This is a genomic window from Streptomyces sp. NPDC033131, assembly GCF_055578365.1.
Window position 1 is genome coordinate 189020 of record NZ_JBVIPA010000009.1, and the last position, 20270, is coordinate 209289.

The window sequence follows — 20270 nt, forward strand, 5'->3', positions numbered from 1 at the left end:
GGCCGGAGCCCGGAGCAAGGAAGAAGCGCGCGGGGAGCGACGAGGCCCATGGGCCCCCGCCCTCGCCGCGCGCCAGGAAGCTTTCCAGGAAAGGTCGTTGAACCATCATGCGCATCGCGTTTCTGACCGCGCCCGAGGGCGTGGAGCAGGTCGAACTCACCGATCCGTGGCAGGCGGCGAAGGACGCCGGGCACGAACCCGTCCTCGTGTCGACGAAGTCCGGGCAGATCCAGGCGTTCAACCACCTCGACAAGGCGGACACGTTCCCCGTGGACGAGGTCGTGGGCGAGACGTCGGCCGACTCCTTCGGCGGGCTGGTCCTGCCGGGCGGCGTGGCCAACCCGGACTTCCTGCGGATGGACGAGAAGGCCGTCGCGTTCGTACGGGACTTCTTCGAGCAGGGCCGTCCGGTCGCCGCGATCTGCCACGCCCCGTGGACGCTCGTCGAGGCGGACGTCGTACGCGGCAGGGTGCTGACCTCCTGGCCGAGCCTTCAGACCGACATCCGCAACGCGGGCGGCAGCTGGGTGGACGAGCAGGTGAAGGTCTGCGACCACGGAAACAACAAGCTGGTCACCAGTCGCAGGCCGGACGACCTGAAGGCGTTCAGCGAGGCGTACCTCGACGTGTTCGCCCAGGAGGCCGCGTGAGGCCGTGGTGACGGCCGTGGTGACGGACACCTCGCCGGGCGTCGCGAGCGAGGGGTTCGCCCGGGCGCCGGTGGAGACGGCCGGCGCGCATCGGCACCGGCCGTCTGCGCGTCACTGACGGTCCAGGCGTTCAGGAGCGGGGAGTCGCCGACTCCCCGCTTCCGCGTTCCCGGGCTCCCTCGCGCGTGCGGCCCGCGGCGACCGGGCGGTGCGGGTTGCGGCGCAGGTACTCGCCCTCGAGCTGGGCCATCCGGTCGTTGTGGGCCCGCAGGGCGTCGTTCGAGGCGTACAGCAGTGTGTCGTGGCGCGTGCGGTGGATGGTCTCCAGCTCTTTCATGAGCTGCTGGTCGTCCAGCCGGTCGGCGTCGACTCCAGTCATGGTCATGTTCCGCTCGTCGTGTTCGTTCATGCCCTTCGGGTACCCGCCCGAGAGCACTACCCCCAAGCGGCACCCGGGAGGGAGCCATGGATCTCGCCTTTCTGCATCCACTCTACGAACAATCGGGCCCCTGGGCCTCCGTCTACGTCGACACCTCCCGGCACACGGAGGACACCCCCCACGAACGGCATCTGACCGCGATAGCGCTGTCCCGCGAACTGGCCGGGCAGGGCGCCGACGAGGAGACGTGCCGGGCGGTGCTGGACGCGGTGGAGGAGCTGCGGCACTCCTCCGAGCCCCACGGGCGGGCCCTGTTCGCGCGGGCCGGCGAGGTGGTCCTGGATCCGCCGCTGGCCAGGGCGCCGGCCGGCAACAGCGCGCACTGGGCGCCGCTGCCGCACGCCGCGCCCCTGCTGGAGCTGGCCGGTGAGGATCCCGTGTGCATCGTGGCGTACGTCGACCGCAAGGGCGCCGACTTCGAACTGCGCAGCGGTCTGGGCCGACGGGACGCGGGGACGGTCACCGGCCGGCAGTATCCGATACACCGTACGCGGACGACCGACTGGTCGGAGCGGCACTTCCAGCTCAGGGTGGAGAACACCTGGGAGCACAACGCGGCCGAGATCGCGGACGCGCTCGCGGTCTGCCAGGAGGAGACCCAGGCCGATCTGCTGATCCTCGTCGGTGACGACCGGGAGCGGCGGACCGTGCACGAGCGGCTGCCGAAGCGGCTGCACGAGCTGGCGGTGGAGGCTCCGCACGGCACCGGGAGCAGGCTGCTCGACGAGGACGTGGAGCAGGCGCGCGCCACGCATGTGCGGCAGCGGGCCGAGCGGGAACTGGAACGGTTCCTCGCGGCCCGCAGTCCGGGCGACGACGGGCGAGCCGGGGCGGTCGAGGGCGTGCCGGCGCTGGTCGAGGCGGCGCGCGAGCACCGTATCGACGAGCTGCTGATCCGTCCGGACGGTCCCGACGCGCACCGTGAGGTGTGGATCGGTGAGGATCCCGACCAGCTGGCGGTACGCCGTACGGACCTCAAGATCCTCGGCGAGCAGAACTCCTGGTCGGCCCGCGCGGACGACGCGCTGATCCGCTCTGCGGTCGCGACGGGTGCCCCGGCGATCTCGGTGACACCGGCGACGGGGCAGAGCGTCCAGGCCGGTCCCGGCCAGGCCGAGGAGGCCGAGCGGGAGGTCCCGGTGGGCGGCCTGGGGGCGCTGTTGCGCTGGACGTGAGCGGGCCGGGCGGCCGAGAGCCGCCGTGTGACTGAGCCGTGTGCGAAGCGGGCCCGGTGACCTGTGGGTCACCGGGCCCCTTCATGCCATCCGGGTGCCTTCGAGATCCGGCCCCGGCCGTCTCAGCGGGCGCGCTCCACCCTCCGCTCGTCCCACACCGGCTCCGTCGTCTCCCGGACCCGGCCGTCGCTGCCGAAGACGAGGTAGCGGTCGAAGGAGCGGGCGAACCAGCGGTCGTGGGTGACCGCGAGGACCGTGCCGTCGAAGGCCTCCAGCCCCTCCTGAAGGGCTTCGGCGGACTCCAGGTCGAGGTTGTCGGTCGGCTCGTCCAGGAGCAGGGCCGTGACGCCCTGGAGCTCCAGCAGGAGGATCTGGAAGCGGGCCTGCTGGCCGCCGGAGAGCCGTTCGAAGCGCTGTTCGGCCTGGCCGGTGAGTTCGTAGCGGCGCAGCCGGGACATGGCGGCGCCCCGGTCCTGGGCGTGCTCCTTCCACAGGATGTCCAGGAGGGTGCGGCCCTCCAGTTCGGGGTGGGCGTGCGTCTGGGCGAAGTGCCCGGGCACCACGCGGGCCCCGAGCTTCCACTCGCCCGAGTGCGCCACCTCCTCACCGGCCAGCAGCCGCAGGAAGTGCGACTTGCCGGAGCCGTTGGAGCCGAGGACGGCGACCCGTTCGCCGTAGAAGACCTCCAGGTCGAAGGGCTTCATCAGGCCGGTGAGTTCAAGTCCCTTGCAGGTGACGGCCCTGACGCCGGTACGACCGCCCTTGAGCCGCATCCTGATGTCCTGCTCGCGCGGCGGCTCCGGCGGCGGTCCCGCCTCCTCGAACTTGCGCAGCCGGGTCTGGGCGGCCTGGTAGCGGGAGGCCAGCTCGTGGCTGATGGACGCCGCCTGACGGAGGTTCAGGACCAGCTTCCTCAGCTGGGCGTGCTTCTCGTCCCAGCGCCTGCGCAGTTCCTCGAAGCGGGCGAAGCGCTCGCGCCGGGCCTCGTGGTAGGTGGCGAAACCGCCGCCGTGCACCCAGGCGTCCGCGCCCGCGGGCGAGGGCTCGACGGAGACGATCTTCTGCGCGGCGCGGGCCAGCAGCTCGCGGTCGTGGGAGACGAACAGGACCGTCTTGCGGGTCTCCTTCAGACGCTCCTCCAGCCAGCGCTTGCCGGGCACGTCGAGGTAGTTGTCGGGCTCGTCGAGCAGCAGCACCTCGTCGGTGCCGCGCAGCAGCGCCTCCAGGACCAGCCGCTTCTGCTCACCGCCGGAGAGCGTGCGCACCTCCCGGAACTGCGCCTTCTCGTAGGGCACGCCGAGCGCGGCCATGGTGCACATGTCCCACAGCGTCTCGGACTCGTAGCCGCGCGCCTCCGCCCAGTCGGACAGGGCCTGCGCGTACTGGAGCTGGGCGGCCTCGTCGTCGACGGTCATCATGGCGTGCTCGGCCTTGTCGACGGCCCGGGCGGCCTCCCGGATACGGGGCGGCGCCACCGACGCGAGCAGGTCCCGTACGGTCGTCTCGTCCCGTACCGAGCCGACGAACTGGCGCATCACCCCCAGGCCGCCGCTGACGGTGACGGTCCCGCCGTGTGGTCTGAGCTCGCCGGAGATGAGCCGGAGCAGGGTGGTCTTGCCGGCGCCGTTGGGCCCGACGAGGGCCACGACGGCCCCTTCGCCCACCCGGAAGGACACGTCGCCGAGCAGGGCCCTCCCGTCGGGGAGGTAGTACTCGAGGTGTGCTGCTTCCAGATGTCCCATGAGGCCGCATTGTGCGGGCCACCGGTGAGGACGGGCAAACCGGTAAACGCTCAGGCCGGGTCGACCGGCCGCCCCGCGGGACCGCCCTCGCCCGCGGGGATGACGACCGCGCCCGCCCACGACAGGGCCTTCCAGCCGTCGGACGGCGATCCCTCCAGGATCACCACGCCGGTGTTGTCCAGCGGGCGGGCGGCCGCGAAGGCCACGTCGACGTTGTCCGCGCGGGCCGCCGTCCACATCCTGATCGCCGCCCCGTGACTGACCATGGCGACCGCCGAGGCCCCGCTCGCGGCGGCCTCGGCGACCACGGCGTCGTACCGCGCCAGCGCCTCGGCTCCGCTCTCCCCGCCCGGCATCCGCAGCCCCGTGTCGCCGGCCGCCCAGGCGAACACGGTCTCCATGTACGTCCGGCCGTGCTCCGAGTGTCCCGGCAGCATCTCCAGGTCTCCCGCGGACAGCTCCCGGATGCCGTCCCGGACCCGCACATCGAGGCCGCGGGCGGCGGCCAGGGGCGCGGCGGTGAGCTGCGTGCGGACGAGGGTGGAGGCGTACAGGGCCTCGATGTCCTCGTCGGCGAGGGCCTGCGGCAGTGCGGCGGCCTGGCGCTCGCCGAGTTCGGTCAGGCCGGGGCCCGGGACGGCGGTGTCCATCAGGAAGCGCACGTTGGTGGGGGTCTGGCCGTGACGGATGAGCAGCAGACGCATGCGGGGTTCCTCCAGGTACACGGCCCGCCGGACAAGAAACGGCCCCTTCAGGGTATCCGGGAGTGCATGAGCCCAGACGTCGACCTCACCGTCCTGAAGCCCGGCCCCCATGCCCTGCGTGACCGGCTGCTGTCCTTGGACTGCCGGTTGTTCGAGTTCGCCGCCGGGCGGGACTGGCCCGCCGCCGAACCGGTCCTGCCGCGGCTGAGCCGAAGCGCGAACCACGGAGTGCTGTGGTTCGCGACGGCGGCCGCGATGGCCGCGAGCCGCACCCCCCGCGCCCGCCGGGCGGCCGTGCGGGGTCTCGCCTCGCTCAGCCTGGCCTCCCTGACCATCAACACCCTCGGCAAGCGCTCGGTGCGCCGCCCGCGGCCCGTCCTGGACCCGGTTCCGCTGGTGCGGCAGCTGAAGCGGCAGCCGATCACCACGTCCTTCCCGTCCGGCCACTCGGCGTCGGCGGCGGCGTTCGCGGCGGGGGTGGCCCTGGAGTCGCCGTCCTGGGGCGCGGTCGTGGCGCCGGTCGCCTTCTCGGTGGCCATGTCCCGCGTCTACACCGGCGTCCACTTCCCGAGCGACGTACTTGCGGGCGCGGCGCTGGGCGCGGGCGCCGCGTTCGTCGTACGGAGCCTGGTGCCCACCCGCGCCCAGGGCGTGCCGCCGGCCCGGACCCGCGCGGACGTTCCCGCGCTGCCGGACGGCGAGGGCCTGGTCGTGGTCGCCAACACCGCCTCGGGCACCGCCGACCGGGTGCGCGCCCTGCGGGACGCGCTGCCCGCGGCCGAGGTCGTCGAGTGCGAACCGGCCGATGTCCCGGCCGAGCTGGAGAAGGCGGCGGCCCGCGCCCGGGTGCTCGGTGTGTGCGGCGGCGACGGCACGGTCAACACCGCCGCCGGGATCGCCCTGCGGCACGGCCTGCCGCTCGCGGTGCTGCCCGGCGGCACGCTGAACCACTTCGCGTACGACCTGGGCGTGGAGGGGGTCCGCGATCTGAGCCGGGCCGTCCGGCAGGGCGAGGGGATGCTGGCGGACGTGGGCAGCTTCAGCTGCGGGGAGCGGCAGGGCATCTTCGTCAACACGTGCAGCCTGGGCGTGTATCCGGAGCTGGTGCGCGAGCGGGAGCGCTGGTCGCACCGGATCGGCGGCTGGCCGGCCGGAGTCCTCGCGGCGCTGCGCGTGGCGCGGGCGGGCGGGCACCCGCTGGAGGCCGGGTTCCGCGGCGAGGCACGGCCGCTGTGGCTGCTGTTCGCCGGCAACGGCACCTACCACCGGATGGGTCTCACGCCCGGTCGGCGCCGCGACCTCGCGGACGGGCGGCTCGATGTACGGGTGGTGCACGGCGGGCGCCGGCCGGCGCTGCGCCTGCTGGCGGCCGCCGTCGCCGGTCCGCTGACCCGCTCCCCCGCGCACGCGGCGGTCCAGGTGGGCCGGCTGCACCTGTCCGGAGTCGCCCCGGGCACGCTCCTCGCCTACGACGGTGAGGTCACCGAGGTGGAGGGCGAGGTGACGCTGGAGAAGCTGCCCAGGGCGCTCACCGTGTACCGCCCGCTGCCCGCCGCCTGATCATCCGCCAGTCCATATGGCAAAACGCGTATCTCATTATTCGACATGCGCGCGTACCGTGAGGCGTACCGAGGAGACGCCGAACAGGGAGCCGTCCATGTCGAAGCCGCAGGAGACCGCCGTCTACACGCACGGACACCACGAGTCGGTGCTGCGTTCGCACACCTGGCGCACCGCCGCCAACTCGGCGGCCTACCTCCTCGGTTCACTGAAGCCGCACATGAACGTCCTGGACATCGGCTGCGGGCCCGGCACGATCACCGCCGACCTGGCCGCGCTGGTCCCCGACGGACACGTCACCGGCGTCGACCACGCGCCGGGCATCCTGGACCAGGCCCGGGCCACCGCCGCCGGACGGGGCCTGACCAACGTCGGCTTCGCGGTCGCGGACGTGCACGCCCTGGACTTCCCGGACGACACGTTCTGCGTGGTCCACGCCCACCAGGTGCTGCAGCACGTCGGCGATCCGGTGCAGGCGCTGCGCGAGATGAGGCGGGTCACCGCCCCGGGCGGGTTGATCGCCGTCCGGGACTCGGACTACGCGGCGATGACCTGGCACCCCGAGACGCCCGGCATGGACGCCTGGCTGGACCTGTACCGGCGGGTCGCCCGCGCCAACGGCGGCGAGCCGGACGCCGGGCGCCGGCTGAAGTCCTGGGCGCTGCGCGCGGGCCTGACGGACATCACGGCGACCTCCGGCACCTGGACCTTCGCCACCGCCGAGGAGCGGGAGTGGTGGAGCGGCCTGTGGGCCGACCGCACCCTGGCCTCGGCGTACGCCGAGCGGGCCGTGGAGGGCGGGCACGCGAGTCACGAGGAGCTGCGGGCGGTCTCCGCGGCCTGGCGGGAATGGGGGCAGCAGGAGGACGGCTGGTTCAGTGTGCTGCACGCAGAGATTCTGTGCCGAAAGGAAGCCTGAATCCCCATTTCCGGGAAACACGGAATGCAGGAGGTTCACACTATGGTTCCCATCCTGCTGGTACTGCTTCTGGTACTGATCCTTTTCGGTGCCGGATTCGCAGTGAAGATTCTCTGGTGGATTGCGCTGGCTGTTCTGGTGCTATGGCTTCTGGGCTTCCTGATGCGGAGCACAACCGCGGGTGGAGGCAGGGGCCGCTGGTACAGGTGGTGAGCTGACCCCGGGAATGAATCCCGGGGAAAAAACCGGGATTCATTCCCGGGGCAGAAGAGGTCCGAGCGGCCCGAGGTCCAGATTGAGGTCCTCGGGCCGCAGTCCGTACCGCTCGCGCAGTTCGGTCATACGGTCGTCGAGCAGCATCAGGGTGAGCCCGATGCGCTCCTCCTGCTCCTCGCTCAGGCCGCCTTCGTCGAAGCGGCGCAGCGCCTGGCGTTCCATGAGCTGGCGCAGCAGTTCCACCACGGTCAGGACGAGCTTGACCAGGTCCCTCTCGACCGTGTCGGGGTCGAGGTCCATCCGGTTGTGCCGCTCGGTCCGGTGGTTGCGCGGCCGGCTCCCGTCGTGCGGCCCACTCCCGGTGTGCGGCCCACTCCCGTTGTGCGGCTCGCTCCCGTTGTGCCGCTCGGTCACGACAACTCCCCCCACGGTGACGGCACCTGCTCGTTCACCGAGCTGATCAGCGCGTTCAGGTCGATGCGGACCAGGTCGACGTCCGCGATGCGCAGGGTGATGTCGCCCGTGATGACGACCCCGCCGGCGAGCAGCCGGTCGAGGAGGTCCACCAGCGCGACCTCACGGCGCTCGATCACCGTCACCGGTCCTCCTCCCCCGGGGACTCACCCGCGAAGGAATACGCGGCCCAGGGGCCGGTGAGTTCCACGCGCATTCCCGGTACCTCACCTTTCGTGCGGTCCACGAGTTCCACGAACTCCTCGGATACGGTGCGCGACACGAGATAGGCCGCATTAAGCACGTTCTGTCCGGAGACACCGGAAAGGGCGGGATTCTGCGGGGCGTGCAGCCGAGAATTCTCGGCGTGCGCGGAAAGCGTTTCGTGCAGCCGGTTGGCGAAAGCCTCCGCCTGCTGCCACCGGGTCTCGTTCGTGCGCACCGCCGTGCGCCGCTGACGCAGATAGTCCCGTCCCGATGCGGGCTTTTCCGGCGAGGTCCCGCTTTCCCCGCTGTCCGCCTTGTCCGCGGCGCCCGCCTCGACGTACACCTTGACGCCCCACTCCACCCGCCCCTGCAGCCGGTCGAGGGTGCGCCGGAACGAGTCCTCGCGCTCCTCCATCATCACGCGGACGCCACTGTCGTCCCGGAAGACGGTGCCCAGGCGCAGCGGCAGCGGGGTGGTGACGACGGTGAGCGCGTCGATCACGCCCTGGTGGGCGCGGGCGGTCGCGGTCAGCCAGTCCAGGTCCTCGAGATGTTTGTGGAGCGGTCCTTCGGCGAAGTCCCGCTCCGGCACATGGCTGACCACGGCGACCAGACCGTGGTGGTGCAGCATTCTGGGCGGGTCGCCGGCCACGCCCGTCAGCTGGGCCTGCAGGGGAGTGCCGAAGGGGCGGCAGACGGCGTAGACGTACCGCAGTCCTGTCATGGTGCCTCCCGGCCGTCGGCGGACTCGAGTTCGGCCAGCCGCTCGCGCAACTCGGCGTTCTCCCGGGCGAGTTCCTTGCGACGGGCGCCGGAGGACAACGCGGGGTCGTCCTCCCACCAGTCGATGCCCATCTCCTTGGCCTTGTCGACGGAGGCGACGATGAGGCGCAGCTTGATGGTGAGGAGTTCGATGTCGAGCAGGTTGATGCGGATGTCACCGGCGATGACGATGCCCTTGTCGAGGACGCGTTCCAGGATGTCCGCGAGGTTGGCGCCGCTGCTCTGGCCGTAGGGTTCGGGCAGCCGGCTGGGGGTCGTCATCGTCGCTTCCCACCGTCCGCGTACTGGTAGTCGTCCTCTTCCTCGACCTCGTCCTGCGCCTCGGCCGCCGGCTCCTCATCCTCCTCCGGCTCCTCCTCCTCGTCGTACTCGCCCTTCTCCTCCTCTTCGTCCTCCTCGGGCTCGTCCTCGGTCTCCTCCTCGGCGTACGGGCCTTCTTCCTCGTCCTCGTACGCCTCCTCGCCCTCTTCCTCGGGGGCGTCCTTGGCCGACTCCTCCTCGGAGGCTTCCTCGGCCGACTCTTCCTCCTCCTCGGCCACGGCGTCCTCGTGGCTCTTCACGACCTCGCCGTCGCGTATCTCGCCGCGCCAGCTGTCCTCCGCCTCGCCCTTGAGGGTGATGTGGCGGGCGAAGTTCTTCAGGTCGAGCCGGGCCCGGCGGCCCTGGGCGCGCCAGATGTTGCCGGTCTTCTCGAAGAAACCCGAGGGGTAGTACTCGATGACCAGCAGGACACGGGTGAGGTTGTCGCCGAGGCGGTGGAAGGAGACGACGCCCCTGGTGGTGCCCTTGGCACCCTCCGAGTTCCAGGCGATCCGGTCGTCGGGCAGCTGTTCGGTGGTATGGGCCTTCCAGCTGCGGCTGGACCAGAAGACCTTCAGCTGCCAGTCGGAGTGCGTGTCGTCGGCGCGGTTCGCGCTCTTGACGCCCTTGGCGAACGTGCTGAAGTCCTTGTACTGGGTCCACTGGTCGTAGGCGGTGCGCAGCGGGACGCCGACATCGATGAACTCGATGATGACGATCGGCTTCTGGCCGCCCCCGCCCTTCTTCTTGCCCTTGCCCTTGCCGCCGAGGTTCTTGAAGGCGCCGACCACACTGTCCTTGGCGCGCGAGGCGCCGAGCTCCAGCGCGGACCGCATCGGCCCCTTGCCCTCGGCGAGCTTGCGGCCCCCGTCGAGGGCGAGCTTGGCGAAGCCGGGGCTGTTGCCCTCGGCGATGTCGTTCAGCTTGCCGGTGGTCTCGCCGAGTTTGCGGCCGGCGCCGACCAGCAGGCGCTGGGCCTGGGCGGCGAGGTACTCCTGCACCTCGGCCTTGAGCCGGTCCACGGCCTCGCTCTTGGCCACGTCGGTGAGCGGGTTGCCCGTCGCCTGGTCCTTCGCCTTGTCGGTGACGCCCCGCGCCGTTCCCAGAGTGTCGGTCATCGCTCAGCACCACCCTTCGGCACGCGGGTCCGGGCGCCGCGGGCGGCATCCCTGGTCGCGGCCGTCCTCTTCGCACCCGTCTTCTTGGCGGGAGCCTTCCTCGCGGGCGCCTTCTCAGCCGCCTTCTTCGCCGGGGCCTTCTTCGCGGGCGCCTTCTTGGCGGCCTTCTTCGCCGCCGGGCGGCGGCGCGGCTCGGATTCCTCGTCGGAATCGTCGGCCTCGTCGGAGTCCTCGGCCTCCTCGGAGTCGTCGGCCGCTTCGGCTTCAGGCTCCTCGTCCGCCTCTTCGGTCTCGTCGGCTTCCGACTCCTCGTACTCGTCCTCGGGCTCCTCGTCCTGCGAGTCGCCCTTGGAGCCGAGGTCCGTGGGATCCGGCACCACGCCCGCGAGCTGGTCGCGGACCTGGGAGGTACGGCCGTGCAGGCGGTCGGCGATCGAGTCGATCTGCCGTTCCACCATGGCCCCGGAGGCCGCCTTGCCGACGCCACGCAGGTCCTCGCGCAGCTGGTCGCCGATCTCCTTGAACTGCGGATTGTTCCGCAGCTGCTGGGACGCCAGGTCGGCGAGCGCCCGCGGGCTCAGATGCATCCGCTTGCCGGCCACGAGAGTGCCGACCGCGAACGCCATCTTCATCTTCTTGGTACGTCCGAGGACGTAGCCGGCCCCTACCGCGAGGCCCAGTCCCACTCGGTTCATTGTGCCGTCCCGTCCCCGGTCCCCGCGCCACCGCGAAGGCCGATCTCCAGTCGGTCGAGGAGTTCGTCCTCTCTGCGGTCGAACTCCTCCTCGTCGATCTCGCCCGCCTCGAGCAGCTCTTCGAGTTGGCCGAGTTCGGCCCGGACCGCGGCCGGGTCGTAGTAGAGGCGTTCCGCCTCGTTCAGTACCTGTCTCATGACCCAGGCACTGCCGCGCACCGGTGCGAACGGCAGCAGCAGCACCTCTCCGATCAGTCCCACGACCGCCTCACTCCTCCGCGTGTTCCGCGTGGTCCGCGCCCAGGGTGGTGCCCACGGGCTCGCCGGGGCCGGGCTCGACGAAGCTGTACGGCGGCAGGGGGCCGTTGACGCGCAGTTCGAGGTGCGGGTGGCCCTTGCGGACCTGGTCCACCGCGGCCAGGAAGGACGCGGCCTCGTCGCGGGCCACCAGGAACGAGAGGTTGGCGAGCCAGCCGCTGGACTCGGGGCCCACGCTCACCGCCTCGGCGACCGGTTCCAGGGTGTGCCGTACGTCGGTCGCGTCCTCGCCCTCCCGGGCCTTGACCGCGGCCACCACCATCTCGCCGAGATGGAGCCGCTGCTCGTAGCTGCCGCCGCCCGCCTGCCGGTTGGCCTCGGTCAGGGCGCGCACCTCCGGGTTCTCGGACATCACCCGGTGCAGCACGGCCTCCTCGTTGTGGACGGCCTTCACGTTGTACTCGACCTTGCCGTCCAGGGCGCGCAGCCGCTCCAGGTAGTGGTCGGCGCGTTCGCTGAGCACTCCGGTGACGGACTCGTCGTCGGGGGCGAGACTGCCGAACCGCATGGGCAGGACGCAGCCCTCCGCGCCGGACTCGCTCAGGACGGTCTGGTGGGCGAGCAGGTCCCTGCGCTTGGGGCGCAGTCCCTCGGGCGCGTCGCTGACGATCGCCGCCAGCTCGCCCGCCTTCAGGATGCGCACGGGACGCGGCGGCTCGCCGACGCCCCCCATGCCCTCGGGCAGCGAAGGATGAGACGCGGCCGTGATGCCGTAGACGTACGTGCTCACTCCTCTTCCTCCTTCCTGCGCGATGCCGTGGACTTGCGCGGACGAGGCCTGGACTCGGTCTGGCCTTCCTCACGGGCCTGCTTGAAGGCGCCGGAGACGGTCTCCGCCGCGCCGGACAGCGCTCCCTTGGACTTGCCGCGCGCGCCGGACTCGGTGATCTCGCCGACCATGTCGGGCAGGCCGGGGCTCTTGCGCGGGCCCGCCTCCAGGTCGAGGCGGTTGCACGCCTCGGCGAAGCGCAGGTAGGTGTCGACGCTGGCCACGACGACACGTATGTCGATCTTCAGGATCTCGATGCCGACCAGGGAGACCCGTACGAACGCGTCGATGACGAGACCCCTGTCGAGGACGAGCTCCAGAACGTCGTAGAGGCCGCTGCTGCCGCCTCCGCCGCCGCTCTGCTGGGCCGGGACAACGGTCATGTCGACCGCGCCTCCTTGTCTGTGACTGGTGAACGGGTACTGGGGTGGGTGGTCGCCTAGCGACCGCCCTGCCTGTGTGCGTCGGCCCGCCCGCGCTCGTAACGGCGCACGCGCCGGTAGCCGGTGAGCTGCCCCTGTGGGTCGAGGTCGACCTGGTAGCTCGCCATCAGGCTCATCGTGTCGGGCACGCGGGAGAGTTCGAGAACCTCGATCTCCAGCGACCAGCCCTCCTCCGTCTGCTCGAAGGACGAGACGTTCTCGGCGGCCATGCCGGTGAGCTCCGCCAGCTGGGTACGCGCCTGGCGCAGCACCTCCATGGGGTTCGGCCGGTCTTCCGCCATGTTGCGCTCCGTGTCCTTTTCTTCCCTTTTGCGGGAATCTTGTGAATTCTGTGATTCTGAAGTGCTCTTTGTGTTCGCCATGGCCACCTCTAACTCCGGGTGGCCGCTCGGCCGTTGGCCAAACCTGCGAGCGGGCATGCGTCCGAGAGCGGGCGCGTCATGCCTGCTCAGAGGTGGTACGTGCGTCAGCCACGCAATGCGTTCAGCAGACGTCTGGCCGGGCCGAGCGCCCTCCCCCGGGTCATCACACCGGCCCACGGGTTCGTGCGGGCCTGGTCGACGGCGTCGTCGATGGTCCAGCGGCGGGCGTCGAGGCCCGGGTCGTCCAGCTGGCTCCAGGCAAGCGGCGTCGCCACGGGCGCGCCCGGCTTGGCGCGGACGGTGTAGGGCGCGACCGCGGTCTGGGCGTAGGCGTTGCGCTGTACGTCGAGGTAGAGCCGCCCACCGCGCTCCTTCTTGCGGGCCGCGGTCGTCAAGCGGTCGGGGTGGCCGGCGACGAGGGTGTCGGCGACGTCCCGGGCGAAGGCCCGTACCTCGTCGAAGTCGTGCCGTCCGTCGACCGGCACGATCACGTGCAGTCCTCGCGAGCCGGTGGTCATCAGCGCCGAGGGCAGTTTCAGCTCGTCGAGGAGCTCCCCCAGCAGCACGGCCGCCTCGCGCACCGCCGCGAACGGGCCTCCGACCTTCCCGCCATCCCCGGAATCTCCCGCGTCCCCGTACGGGTCCAGGTCGAAGACCATCCGGTCGGGCCGGTCGACGCGCCCGACCCGGGACAGCCAGCGGTGCACGGTGAGGGCGGCCTGGTCGGCGAGGTAGAGCAGGGTGGCGGTGTCGTCGCACACGGTGTGGCAGACGGTGCCGCCCTCCTTGGCCAGCTCGGCCCGGGTGATCCACTCCGGGTAGTTCTCCGGGGTGTTCTTCTGCATGAACCGGGGTCCGGCGATGCCGTCCGGGTGCCGCTCCAGCATCAGCGGACGGCCGCGCAGGTGCGGCAGCATGAAGGGGGCGACCGACCGGTAGTAGTCGACGAGATCGCTCTTGGTGTACTCCTTCGCGCCGCCGTCCCCGGGGAAGAGCACCTTGTCCGGGCGGTGCACCTCCACCGTGCGCCGCCCCGCCCGGACCGTGCGTGATCCGTCGCCGCTCACCGCACGACCGCCTCCTCCACCAGCAGCTTCCCGGCCGCCGCGATCGACTCGGCGTCGATGCCCGCCGCGTGGAGCTGCTCGTCGGGAGAGCCCGAGCCGGGCATCGTACGAACGGCGAGGCGCACCAGCCGCGGCACGGGCCGCCCGTCGAGGAAGGCCTCGAGCACGGCGTCGCCGAGACCGCCCTCCTCCCGGTGGTCCTCAACGGTGACCAGGCAGCCGGTCTCCTCGGCGGCCTGGCGCAGGGTGCGCCGGTCGACGGGCTTGACCGAGTACAGGTCGATCACCCGCACCCGGATGCCCTCCGCCTCCAGCGTGTCGGCGGCGGCCAGCGCCTCGGGCACGGTGACGCCCGCCGCGACGATCGTCATCCGGTCCTGGCCGGAGGAGCGCAGCACCTTGCTGCCGCCGATCGGGAACTCCTCGTCGGGGCCGTAGATCACCGGGCTCTCGCCGCGCGAGGTCCGCAGATAGCGGACGCCCTCCAGGTTCGCCATCTGGGCGACCAGGTGCGCGGTCTGGTTGGCGTCGCACGGGTACAGCACGGTCGAGCCGTGGATCGCCCGCATCATCGCCAGGTCCTCCAGACCCATCTGGCTGGGCCCGTCCTGGCCGATCGCGACGCCCGCGTGCGAGCCGACCAGGTTGATGCCGGAGCCGCTGATGGACGCCATGCGGATGAAGTCGTACGCCCGGGTCAGGAAGGCGGCGAAGGTCGAGGCGTACGGCACCCAGCCACGCGCGGCGAGCCCGACGGCGGCGGCGACCATCTGCTGTTCGGCGATGTAGCACTCGAAGTAGCGGTCGGGATGCTCCTTGGCGAAGAACTCCGCGCGCGTGGAGTCGCCGACCTCACCGTCGAGGGCGACGACGTCACCGCGTCCCGTGCCGAGCGCCGCGAGAGCCTGCCCGAAGGCGTTGCGGGTGGCCACGTCGTCGCCGCCCTTGTCCCAGCGCGGCAGTTCGAGATGCCCGGCGCGTACGGCGTGCAGCATGCGGGCGGCCGGCGGCTCGTGCACCTCGACACGGATGTCCCGCACCCCGCCGAGCTCGTCGATGGCCTCGTCGGCGTTCTTCAGCGGCTTGCCGTGCAGACCTTCCCGGTCCTCGACGTCGGCGACACCCTTGCCCTTGAGGGTGCGGGCGAGGATCGCGGTCGGCTGCCCCGTGGTGGAGACCGCCTCGCCGTACGCCCGGTCGATCGCGTCGACGTCGTGGCCGTCCACCTCGACGGTGTGCCAGCCGAACGCCTGGAAGCGGCGCGCGTAGGCGTCGAGGTCGTGTCCGTGCCGGGTCGGGCCGCGCTGGCCGAGCCGGTTGACGTCGACGATCGCGGTGAGGTTGTCGAGGTGCTCGTGCCCCGCGTGCTCGGCGGCCTCCCAGACCGAGCCCTCGGCCATCTCGCTGTCCCCGCACAGCACCCACACCCGGTATCCGGTGCGGTCGAGGCGCTTGCCGGACAGCGCGATCCCCACGCCGACGGGCAGCCCCTGCCCGAGCGATCCGGTGGCCGTCTCGACCCAGGGCAGCTGCCGGGGCGTCGGATGCCCTTCGAGCCGGCTGCCGAGCTTGCGGAAGGTCAGCAGTTCCTCGTCGTCCACGACACCGGCCGCCTTGTAGGCGGAGTACAGCAGGGGCGAGGCGTGCCCCTTGGACAGGACGAAGCGGTCGTTGCCCGGGTGGGCGGGGCGGTCGAAGTCGAAGCGGAAGTGGTTGGCGAGGAGTACGGCCATCAGGTCCGCGGCGGACATCGACGAGGTCGGGTGCCCGGAGCCCGCGGCGGCCGAGGCACGCACGCTGTCGACGCGCAACTGCTGGGCCAGGTCGACGAGTTCACGGGTGTTCATGAGTCTCCTTCAGCGGGGGTTTCGTCGGTACGCCGGACGGGCCCGGGGACGTCGCGGGGCTCACCGGCGGGGTGCTCCCCGGCGGGCGCACCCCCGGTCCGGTCCACGGCGGGGCCGGGGACGGGGCCCGGGGCGGGGCCAGGGCCGGGTTGGTTCTTGGCGGGCTCGGGACCCGGCTGGTTCTTGGCCGGCTCGGGGCCCGGCTGGCTCTTCGCCGACTCGGGGCCGGGCTGGTTCCTGGCGGGCTCGGGACCCGGCTGGTTCCTCGCGGGCTCCGGGCCCGGCTGGTTCCTGGCGGGCTCGATACCCGGCTGGCCCTTGGCAGGCTCCGGGCCCGGCTGGTTCCTCGCAGGCTCCGGGCCCGGCTGGTTCCTGGCGGGCTCGATACCCGGCTGGCCCTTGGCAGGCTCCGGGCCCGGCTGGCTCCTCGCAGGCTCCGGGCCCGGCTGGTTCCTCGCGGGCTCCGGGCCCGGCTGACTCGTAGCCGACTCGGGACCCGGCTGACCCTTAGCCGGCTCGGGGCCCGGCTGGTTCCTCGCAGGCTCCGGGCCCGGCTGGTTCCTCGCAGGCTCCGGGCCCGGCTGGTTCCTCGCAGGCTCCGGGCCCGGCTGGTTCCTCGCAGGCTCCGGGCCCGGCTGACCCTTAGCCGGCTCGGGGCCGGGCTGATTCCTGGCGGGCTCGATACCCGGCTGGCTCCTCGCAGGCTCCGGGCCCGGCTGGTTCCTCGCGGGCTCCGGGCCCGGCCTGGTCTTCGCCGGATCGTCGCCGGGTCGGCTGCCCGATGGCTCGGAGGGCGGTCCGGACCGGGGGCCCGCCGGCTTCGTGTCCTCCGCCGTCGCCGCGCCGGGCCCCGACCGGGCGGCCTCCGCTACCTGCCTGCCTTGCCGGTCCTGCCCGTCCTGCCCGTCCTGCCGCCGCTCCGGCCCGCCCGGCATCCGTGGCAGCTCCGGCGACGCCGTGTCCAGGGGCACCGACCAGGACCGTACGAGCCCCAACTGGACGGCCTGGCGCGGCAGTACGGAGTCCAGCAGCCAGTCCGCGGCGACCCGGACCCGGTTGCCGGGCATCGCCGCGAGGTGGTAGCCACGGGTGACCGCACCGGCGGCCGGCCCGGACAGCGGGATGCCGAGCGGATTGGCGGCCGCCTTCGCGCCGCCCAGGTCCACCACGAACCCCAGGTCCTTGTGCCGGTAGGGCCGCTTCTCCCCGACGCCGAGCGAGGCGGCGACGTTGCGGGCCACCGTCCTGCCGTGCCGCCAGGCGTGCTGCGCGGTCATCGGCGTGTACTTCCCGGGGTCGTTCAGATCCGGTACGGCGGCGGCGTCCCCGCACGCGAACACCTCGGGCCGACCGGGGAGTTGGAGGTACGGGTCGACGATGATCCGGCCACGCTCCAGGGGCTGCCCGGTGCTCTCGACGAGCGGATCCGGCCGTACGCCCACGCACCACACCAGCGTCCGCGTCTCGACGAACTCGCCGTCCGTCAGCAGCACTCCGTTCGGCGTGGCCTCCTTCACGGAGGTCCCCATGCGCACCTCCACGCCCCGCTCCCGCAGGGTGCGGTCGGCGGTGCGGGACAGGTGCTCGTCCAGCTCGGGCAGGACGCGCGGCGCGACGTCGAGGAGCAGCCAGCGGGGCCGTATGCCCTGGCGCAAGGGGTGCTTGCGCACCTGCGCGTCGGTGTACAGCTGCCCGTGCGCGGCGACCTCGGTGCCGGTGTAGCCGGCGCCGACCACCACGAAGGTGCAGCGTGCGGCGCAGCTCTCCGGGTCGTCGGCGGCGGCGGCGAGCTCCACCTGCCGGGTGACGTGGTCGCGCAGGTACAGCGCCTCGGGCAGTCCGCGGAAGCCGTGCGCGTGCTCGGCGACCCCGGGGATCGGAAGCAGCTTGTTGACACTGCCGACGGCGAGCACGAGCCGGTCGTACGCCAGGGTGCCCTCGCCGCCCTCGGGGTCGGTGTAGTGCACGGTCTGCCCGTCGAGGTCGATCCCGTCGGCCTCTCCGAGCACCAGGCGCACCCGCGGCAGGGTGCCCGACAGGGAGACGGTGACCCGGCGAGGCTCCAGGACCCCGGCGGCGACCTGGGGCAGAAGGGGCAGGTAGAGGAAGTAGTCGGTCGGGTTCAGCAGGGTGATGTCGGCCTTGCCGCGGGACATCCGGGCCAGTTCTCGGGCCGTCCGGTATCCCGCGAAGCCGGCGCCGACGATCACGATGCGGGGTCGACTCACGGTTCGCCTCCGGGGCTGGTCGCGTACCTCGGGAGCCTTCCGCGTCCCCCTGGCCAGGACACCCAAACGTGCGCCGCCGGCCGCGCGGGCCCGGTTTCCGCCCGGGCGCCCGGGTACTCGGGACGGCGAACCGTCCGCCCACCTCGTGGAGGCACACCCCCCATGCCCGAGTACGGCTACTTCCTCTCGTGCGAGCAGTACGGTCCCGCGGAGCTCATCGAGCAGGCGCGGATGGCCGAACAGGCCGGGTTCCAGTCACTGTGGATCTCCGACCACTACCACCCCTGGAACGACGCGCAGGGCCAGAGCCCCTTCGTCTGGTCGGTGATCGGCGCCCTGTCCGAGGCCGTGTCCCTGCCCGTCGAGACGGCCGTGACCTGCCCGACCGTGCGCATCCACCCGGCGGTGGTGGCACAGGCCGCGGCGACCAGTGCGGTGATGACCGAGGGCCGCTTCCGGCTGGGCGTCGGCAGCGGTGAGGCGCTCAACGAGCACGTCCTCGGCGACGCCTGGCCGCCCGCCCACGTACGCCTGGAGATGCTGGAGGAGTCCATCCAGATCATGCGCCGGCTGTTCACCGGCGAGGAGGTCAACCACCACGGCCCGCACTACACGGTGGAGAACGCCCGCCTGTACACCGTCCCGGACGAGCCCGTCCCGATCGACATCTCCGGCTTCGGCCCGGCGGCGACGAAGCTGGCGGCCCGGGTCGGCGACGGCTACATCACGATGATGCCGGACGCGTCGATGGTGGAGCAGTACCGCAAGGGCGGCGGCGGCGGAAAGCGGGTCAGCGGCGGCACCAAGGTCTGCTACGACACCGACAAGGACGAGGCCGTACGCACCGTGCACCGGCTGTGGGCCAACGAGCAGCTGCCCGGTGAGCTGAGCCAGGTGCTGCCCTCGCCGAAGCACTTCGAGCAGGCGCAGACGCTGGTCACCGAGGACATGGTCCGGGAGAACCGGGTGTGCGGCGACGACGTGGACGAACACGTGGCGGAGCTGGCGCAGTTCGCCGACGCCGGCTTCGACGCGGTCTACGTCAACCAGATCGGCCCGGACACGCGCGGCTTCTTCGACTTCTACCGCACCAAGGTGCTGCCGCAGCTCCAGCAGGCTTCCTGACTTTGAGGATCCGGCCCGGCGACAGGACCCGGCGACAGGACGGCAACGGCCCGTCCGTCGTATTCGCCCCGGGACGGCCCGCCTTCCTCAACGGCGCTCGGCGCCCCGGCGCAGCCCCGCGGTCACCGCGGCCCCCAGCCCTCCGGCGACCAGCAGCCCCGCTCCCATCCGCCCCCGGTTCCGGGAGGCCCAGTCCTGGGGGCTGACGGACGCCGACTCGTCGTCGAAGCGGCCGTGCGCGCCGAAGTCGTGCCCGTGCGGCCCGTCCGCCGGCGCCCACAGATTCCCGGGGCCGCTGCCGTACTCCCCTTCGGCCCGCTCGTCCTGCTGCGCGTCGAACCCGGTCCGCGCCAGATAGCGGTCCAGCGCCCCGGGCGCGACCGCGTTGGCGATCAGCGCGGCCACGGTCGGCCCGCCGACCCAGTACTCGCGGCGCCGCCCGTGCGAGGCCGCGTGCACGATCGCCCGTGCGGCGACCTCCGGCTGGAACACCGGCGCGACCGGCCGTGCCCGGCCCGGCATCCTGCTCAGCACCCAGTCGAACTGCGGGGTGTTGACGGCGGGCAGCTGCACCATCGTGGTACGGACCCCGCTGCCGGTGTGCAGCAGCTCGCAGCGCAGCGACTCGTTGAAGCCCTGGATGGCGTGCTTGGCACCGCAGTACGCGGACTGCAGCGGAACCCCGCGGTAGGCGAGGGTGGAGCCGACCTGCACGATGGTGCCCCGGTCGCGCGGCAGCATGTGGTGCAGCGCGGCCCGGGTGCCGGACACATAGCCCAGGTACGTCACCTCGGTCACCCGCCGGAACTCGTCCGCGGTGATCTCGGTGAACGGGGCGAACACCCCGGCGAAGGCGTTGTTGACCCAGACGTCGATGTGCCCGTAGGCGTCGACGACCTTCTGGGCGGCGTCGTCGACCGCCTTGGCGTCGGCCATGTCCACGGTGACGACGAGCGCCTCACCGCCGGCCCGCTGCACGTCGTCGGCCGCCGCGGCGAGGCCCTCGCGGCCCCGGGCCAGCAGGGCGACCCTGTCCCCTCGGGCGGCGAAGGCCTGGGCGGTGGCCCGGCCCACGCCGCCGCTGGCGCCGGTCACCACGACGACCTTGCCGTGTCTCGGCAGTGAGCCCTTGCGGAAGCCGCGCACGCCGC

At 72.1% G+C, this 20270-nt stretch carries 23 protein-coding genes; 6 read left to right on the plus strand and 17 right to left on the minus strand.

Features of this window, described 5'->3' with window-relative positions:
• Positions 1-107: 107 nt before the first annotated feature.
• Positions 108-650 (plus strand): type 1 glutamine amidotransferase domain-containing protein, encoded by a 543-nt coding sequence (locus ACZ5XS_RS14695; protein WP_468651184.1) that lies wholly within the window; start codon positions 108-110, stop codon positions 648-650.
• Between the two features lie 130 nt (positions 651-780).
• Here ACZ5XS_RS14695 and ACZ5XS_RS14700 read toward each other — a convergent pair whose 3' ends face one another.
• Positions 781-1059, minus strand: coding sequence for a DUF6158 family protein (locus ACZ5XS_RS14700; RefSeq protein ID WP_468651186.1), 279 nt, complete (start codon positions 1057-1059; stop codon positions 781-783).
• Between the two features lie 56 nt (positions 1060-1115).
• On the opposite strand from ACZ5XS_RS14700, the gene ACZ5XS_RS14705 reads away from it, so the two are divergent.
• Entirely contained in the window at positions 1116-2264 is a 1149-nt protein-coding gene (locus tag ACZ5XS_RS14705) for a baeRF2 domain-containing protein (RefSeq protein ID WP_468651188.1), read from the plus strand.
• 122 nt (positions 2265-2386) lie between these two features.
• Here ACZ5XS_RS14705 and ACZ5XS_RS14710 read toward each other — a convergent pair whose 3' ends face one another.
• Together ACZ5XS_RS14710 and ACZ5XS_RS14715 are read right to left on the minus strand one after the other, a co-directional pair.
• Positions 2387-4006 (minus strand): ABC-F family ATP-binding cassette domain-containing protein, encoded by a 1620-nt coding sequence (locus tag ACZ5XS_RS14710; protein WP_468651190.1) that lies wholly within the window; start codon positions 4004-4006, stop codon positions 2387-2389.
• 50 nt (positions 4007-4056) lie between these two features.
• Positions 4057-4710, minus strand: a complete 654-nt coding sequence (locus ACZ5XS_RS14715) for a histidine phosphatase family protein (protein WP_468651192.1) — start codon at positions 4708-4710, stop codon at positions 4057-4059.
• A 66-nt stretch (positions 4711-4776) separates the two neighbouring features.
• Here ACZ5XS_RS14715 and ACZ5XS_RS14720 point away from each other — a divergent pair, with 66 nt between their 5' ends.
• The 3 genes from ACZ5XS_RS14720 (at position 4777) to ACZ5XS_RS14730 (ending at position 7402) form a co-directional block, all read left to right on the plus strand.
• A complete protein-coding gene (locus ACZ5XS_RS14720; RefSeq protein WP_468651194.1) occupies positions 4777-6270 on the plus strand; it encodes a phosphatase PAP2 family protein in 1494 nt (497 codons plus the stop codon).
• Between the two features lie 97 nt (positions 6271-6367).
• Entirely contained in the window at positions 6368-7189 is an 822-nt protein-coding gene (locus ACZ5XS_RS14725; RefSeq protein ID WP_468651195.1) for a methyltransferase domain-containing protein, read from the plus strand.
• A gap of 42 nt (positions 7190-7231) precedes the next feature.
• On the plus strand, positions 7232-7402 hold the full coding sequence (locus ACZ5XS_RS14730; protein ID WP_053747436.1) for a hypothetical protein: 171 nt from the start codon (positions 7232-7234) through the stop codon (positions 7400-7402).
• A gap of 39 nt (positions 7403-7441) precedes the next feature.
• On the opposite strand, the gene ACZ5XS_RS14735 is transcribed toward ACZ5XS_RS14730, so the two are convergent.
• From ACZ5XS_RS14735 to ACZ5XS_RS14795, 13 genes are all read right to left on the minus strand, one after another.
• Positions 7442-7705, minus strand: coding sequence for a gas vesicle protein K (locus ACZ5XS_RS14735; RefSeq protein ID WP_053747435.1), 264 nt, complete (start codon positions 7703-7705; stop codon positions 7442-7444).
• A gap of 110 nt (positions 7706-7815) precedes the next feature.
• Positions 7816-8004 (minus strand): gas vesicle protein, encoded by a 189-nt coding sequence (locus ACZ5XS_RS14740; protein WP_053747233.1) that lies wholly within the window; start codon positions 8002-8004, stop codon positions 7816-7818.
• On the minus strand, positions 8001-8789 hold the full coding sequence (locus tag ACZ5XS_RS14745; protein WP_468651198.1) for a GvpL/GvpF family gas vesicle protein: 789 nt from the start codon (positions 8787-8789) through the stop codon (positions 8001-8003). Before ACZ5XS_RS14745 ends, ACZ5XS_RS14740 begins: the two co-directional genes overlap by 4 nt.
• The gene (locus ACZ5XS_RS14750) at positions 8786-9109 is read right to left on the minus strand and encodes a gas vesicle protein (RefSeq protein ID WP_468651200.1); all 324 of its coding nucleotides are present in this window, start codon (positions 9107-9109) and stop codon (positions 8786-8788) included. The genes ACZ5XS_RS14745 and ACZ5XS_RS14750 overlap by 4 nt, the downstream gene beginning before the upstream one ends.
• On the minus strand, positions 9106-10266 hold the full coding sequence (locus ACZ5XS_RS14755; protein ID WP_468651202.1) for an SRPBCC family protein: 1161 nt from the start codon (positions 10264-10266) through the stop codon (positions 9106-9108). The genes ACZ5XS_RS14750 and ACZ5XS_RS14755 overlap by 4 nt, the downstream gene beginning before the upstream one ends.
• Positions 10263-10961 carry a DNA primase gene (locus tag ACZ5XS_RS14760; RefSeq protein ID WP_468651203.1) on the minus strand — a complete coding sequence of 233 codons (699 nt, stop codon included), beginning with the start codon at positions 10959-10961 and terminating at the stop codon, positions 10263-10265. Before ACZ5XS_RS14760 ends, ACZ5XS_RS14755 begins: the two co-directional genes overlap by 4 nt.
• A complete protein-coding gene (locus ACZ5XS_RS14765; RefSeq protein ID WP_468651205.1) occupies positions 10958-11221 on the minus strand; it encodes a gas vesicle protein GvpG in 264 nt (87 codons plus the stop codon). The genes ACZ5XS_RS14760 and ACZ5XS_RS14765 overlap by 4 nt, the downstream gene beginning before the upstream one ends.
• A gap of 7 nt (positions 11222-11228) precedes the next feature.
• Positions 11229-12008, minus strand: coding sequence for a GvpL/GvpF family gas vesicle protein (locus ACZ5XS_RS14770; protein ID WP_468651207.1), 780 nt, complete (start codon positions 12006-12008; stop codon positions 11229-11231).
• Positions 12005-12430 (minus strand): gas vesicle structural protein GvpA, encoded by a 426-nt coding sequence (locus ACZ5XS_RS14775; RefSeq protein WP_217239080.1) that lies wholly within the window; start codon positions 12428-12430, stop codon positions 12005-12007. Before ACZ5XS_RS14775 ends, ACZ5XS_RS14770 begins: the two co-directional genes overlap by 4 nt.
• Positions 12431-12486: 56 nt before the next feature.
• On the minus strand, positions 12487-12852 hold the full coding sequence (locus ACZ5XS_RS14780; RefSeq protein ID WP_468651209.1) for a gas vesicle protein GvpO: 366 nt from the start codon (positions 12850-12852) through the stop codon (positions 12487-12489).
• Positions 12853-12956: 104 nt separating this feature from the next.
• Entirely contained in the window at positions 12957-13919 is a 963-nt protein-coding gene (gene ligD, locus ACZ5XS_RS14785) for a non-homologous end-joining DNA ligase (protein ID WP_468651211.1), read from the minus strand.
• Positions 13916-15766, minus strand: a complete 1851-nt coding sequence (locus ACZ5XS_RS14790) for a transketolase (RefSeq protein ID WP_468651213.1) — start codon at positions 15764-15766, stop codon at positions 13916-13918. Before ACZ5XS_RS14790 ends, ligD begins: the two co-directional genes overlap by 4 nt.
• Positions 15763-17976: an FAD-dependent oxidoreductase gene (locus ACZ5XS_RS14795; protein ID WP_468651279.1), complete on the minus strand. Its 2214-nt coding sequence runs from the start codon at positions 17974-17976 to the stop codon at positions 15763-15765. The genes ACZ5XS_RS14790 and ACZ5XS_RS14795 overlap by 4 nt, the downstream gene beginning before the upstream one ends.
• 180 nt (positions 17977-18156) lie before the next feature.
• Here ACZ5XS_RS14795 and ACZ5XS_RS14800 point away from each other — a divergent pair, with 180 nt between their 5' ends.
• Positions 18157-19119 (plus strand): LLM class F420-dependent oxidoreductase, encoded by a 963-nt coding sequence (locus ACZ5XS_RS14800; protein ID WP_468651215.1) that lies wholly within the window; start codon positions 18157-18159, stop codon positions 19117-19119.
• Between the two features lie 87 nt (positions 19120-19206).
• Here the strand turns inward: ACZ5XS_RS14800 and ACZ5XS_RS14805 are convergent, their stop codons facing one another.
• The gene (locus ACZ5XS_RS14805) at positions 19207-20265 is read right to left on the minus strand and encodes an SDR family oxidoreductase (RefSeq protein WP_468651217.1); all 1059 of its coding nucleotides are present in this window, start codon (positions 20263-20265) and stop codon (positions 19207-19209) included.
• Positions 20266-20270 lie beyond the last annotated feature (5 nt).

Bases quoted from the DNA above. Each gene is read 5' to 3' on its own strand.
- ACZ5XS_RS14695 (WP_468651184.1), top strand. From the start codon at position 108: ATGCGCATCGCGTTTCTGACCGCGCCCGAGGGCGTGGAGCAGGTCGAA.
- ACZ5XS_RS14700 (WP_468651186.1), bottom strand. From the start codon at position 1,059: ATGAACGAACACGACGAGCGGAACATGACCATGACTGGAGTCGACGCC.
- ACZ5XS_RS14705 (WP_468651188.1), top strand. From the start codon at position 1,116: ATGGATCTCGCCTTTCTGCATCCACTCTACGAACAATCGGGCCCCTGG.
- ACZ5XS_RS14710 (WP_468651190.1), bottom strand. From the start codon at position 4,006: ATGGGACATCTGGAAGCAGCACACCTCGAGTACTACCTCCCCGACGGG.
- ACZ5XS_RS14715 (WP_468651192.1), bottom strand. From the start codon at position 4,710: ATGCGTCTGCTGCTCATCCGTCACGGCCAGACCCCCACCAACGTGCGC.
- ACZ5XS_RS14720 (WP_468651194.1), top strand. From the start codon at position 4,777: ATGAGCCCAGACGTCGACCTCACCGTCCTGAAGCCCGGCCCCCATGCC.
- ACZ5XS_RS14725 (WP_468651195.1), top strand. From the start codon at position 6,368: ATGTCGAAGCCGCAGGAGACCGCCGTCTACACGCACGGACACCACGAG.
- ACZ5XS_RS14730 (WP_053747436.1), top strand. From the start codon at position 7,232: ATGGTTCCCATCCTGCTGGTACTGCTTCTGGTACTGATCCTTTTCGGT.
- ACZ5XS_RS14735 (WP_053747435.1), bottom strand. From the start codon at position 7,705: ATGGACCTCGACCCCGACACGGTCGAGAGGGACCTGGTCAAGCTCGTC.
- ACZ5XS_RS14745 (WP_468651198.1), bottom strand. From the start codon at position 8,789: ATGACAGGACTGCGGTACGTCTACGCCGTCTGCCGCCCCTTCGGCACT.
- ACZ5XS_RS14750 (WP_468651200.1), bottom strand. From the start codon at position 9,109: ATGACGACCCCCAGCCGGCTGCCCGAACCCTACGGCCAGAGCAGCGGC.
- ACZ5XS_RS14755 (WP_468651202.1), bottom strand. From the start codon at position 10,266: ATGACCGACACTCTGGGAACGGCGCGGGGCGTCACCGACAAGGCGAAG.
- ACZ5XS_RS14760 (WP_468651203.1), bottom strand. From the start codon at position 10,961: ATGAACCGAGTGGGACTGGGCCTCGCGGTAGGGGCCGGCTACGTCCTC.
- ACZ5XS_RS14775 (WP_217239080.1), bottom strand. From the start codon at position 12,430: ATGACCGTTGTCCCGGCCCAGCAGAGCGGCGGCGGAGGCGGCAGCAGC.
- ACZ5XS_RS14780 (WP_468651209.1), bottom strand. From the start codon at position 12,852: ATGGCGAACACAAAGAGCACTTCAGAATCACAGAATTCACAAGATTCC.
- ACZ5XS_RS14790 (WP_468651213.1), bottom strand. From the start codon at position 15,766: ATGAACACCCGTGAACTCGTCGACCTGGCCCAGCAGTTGCGCGTCGAC.
- ACZ5XS_RS14800 (WP_468651215.1), top strand. From the start codon at position 18,157: ATGCCCGAGTACGGCTACTTCCTCTCGTGCGAGCAGTACGGTCCCGCG.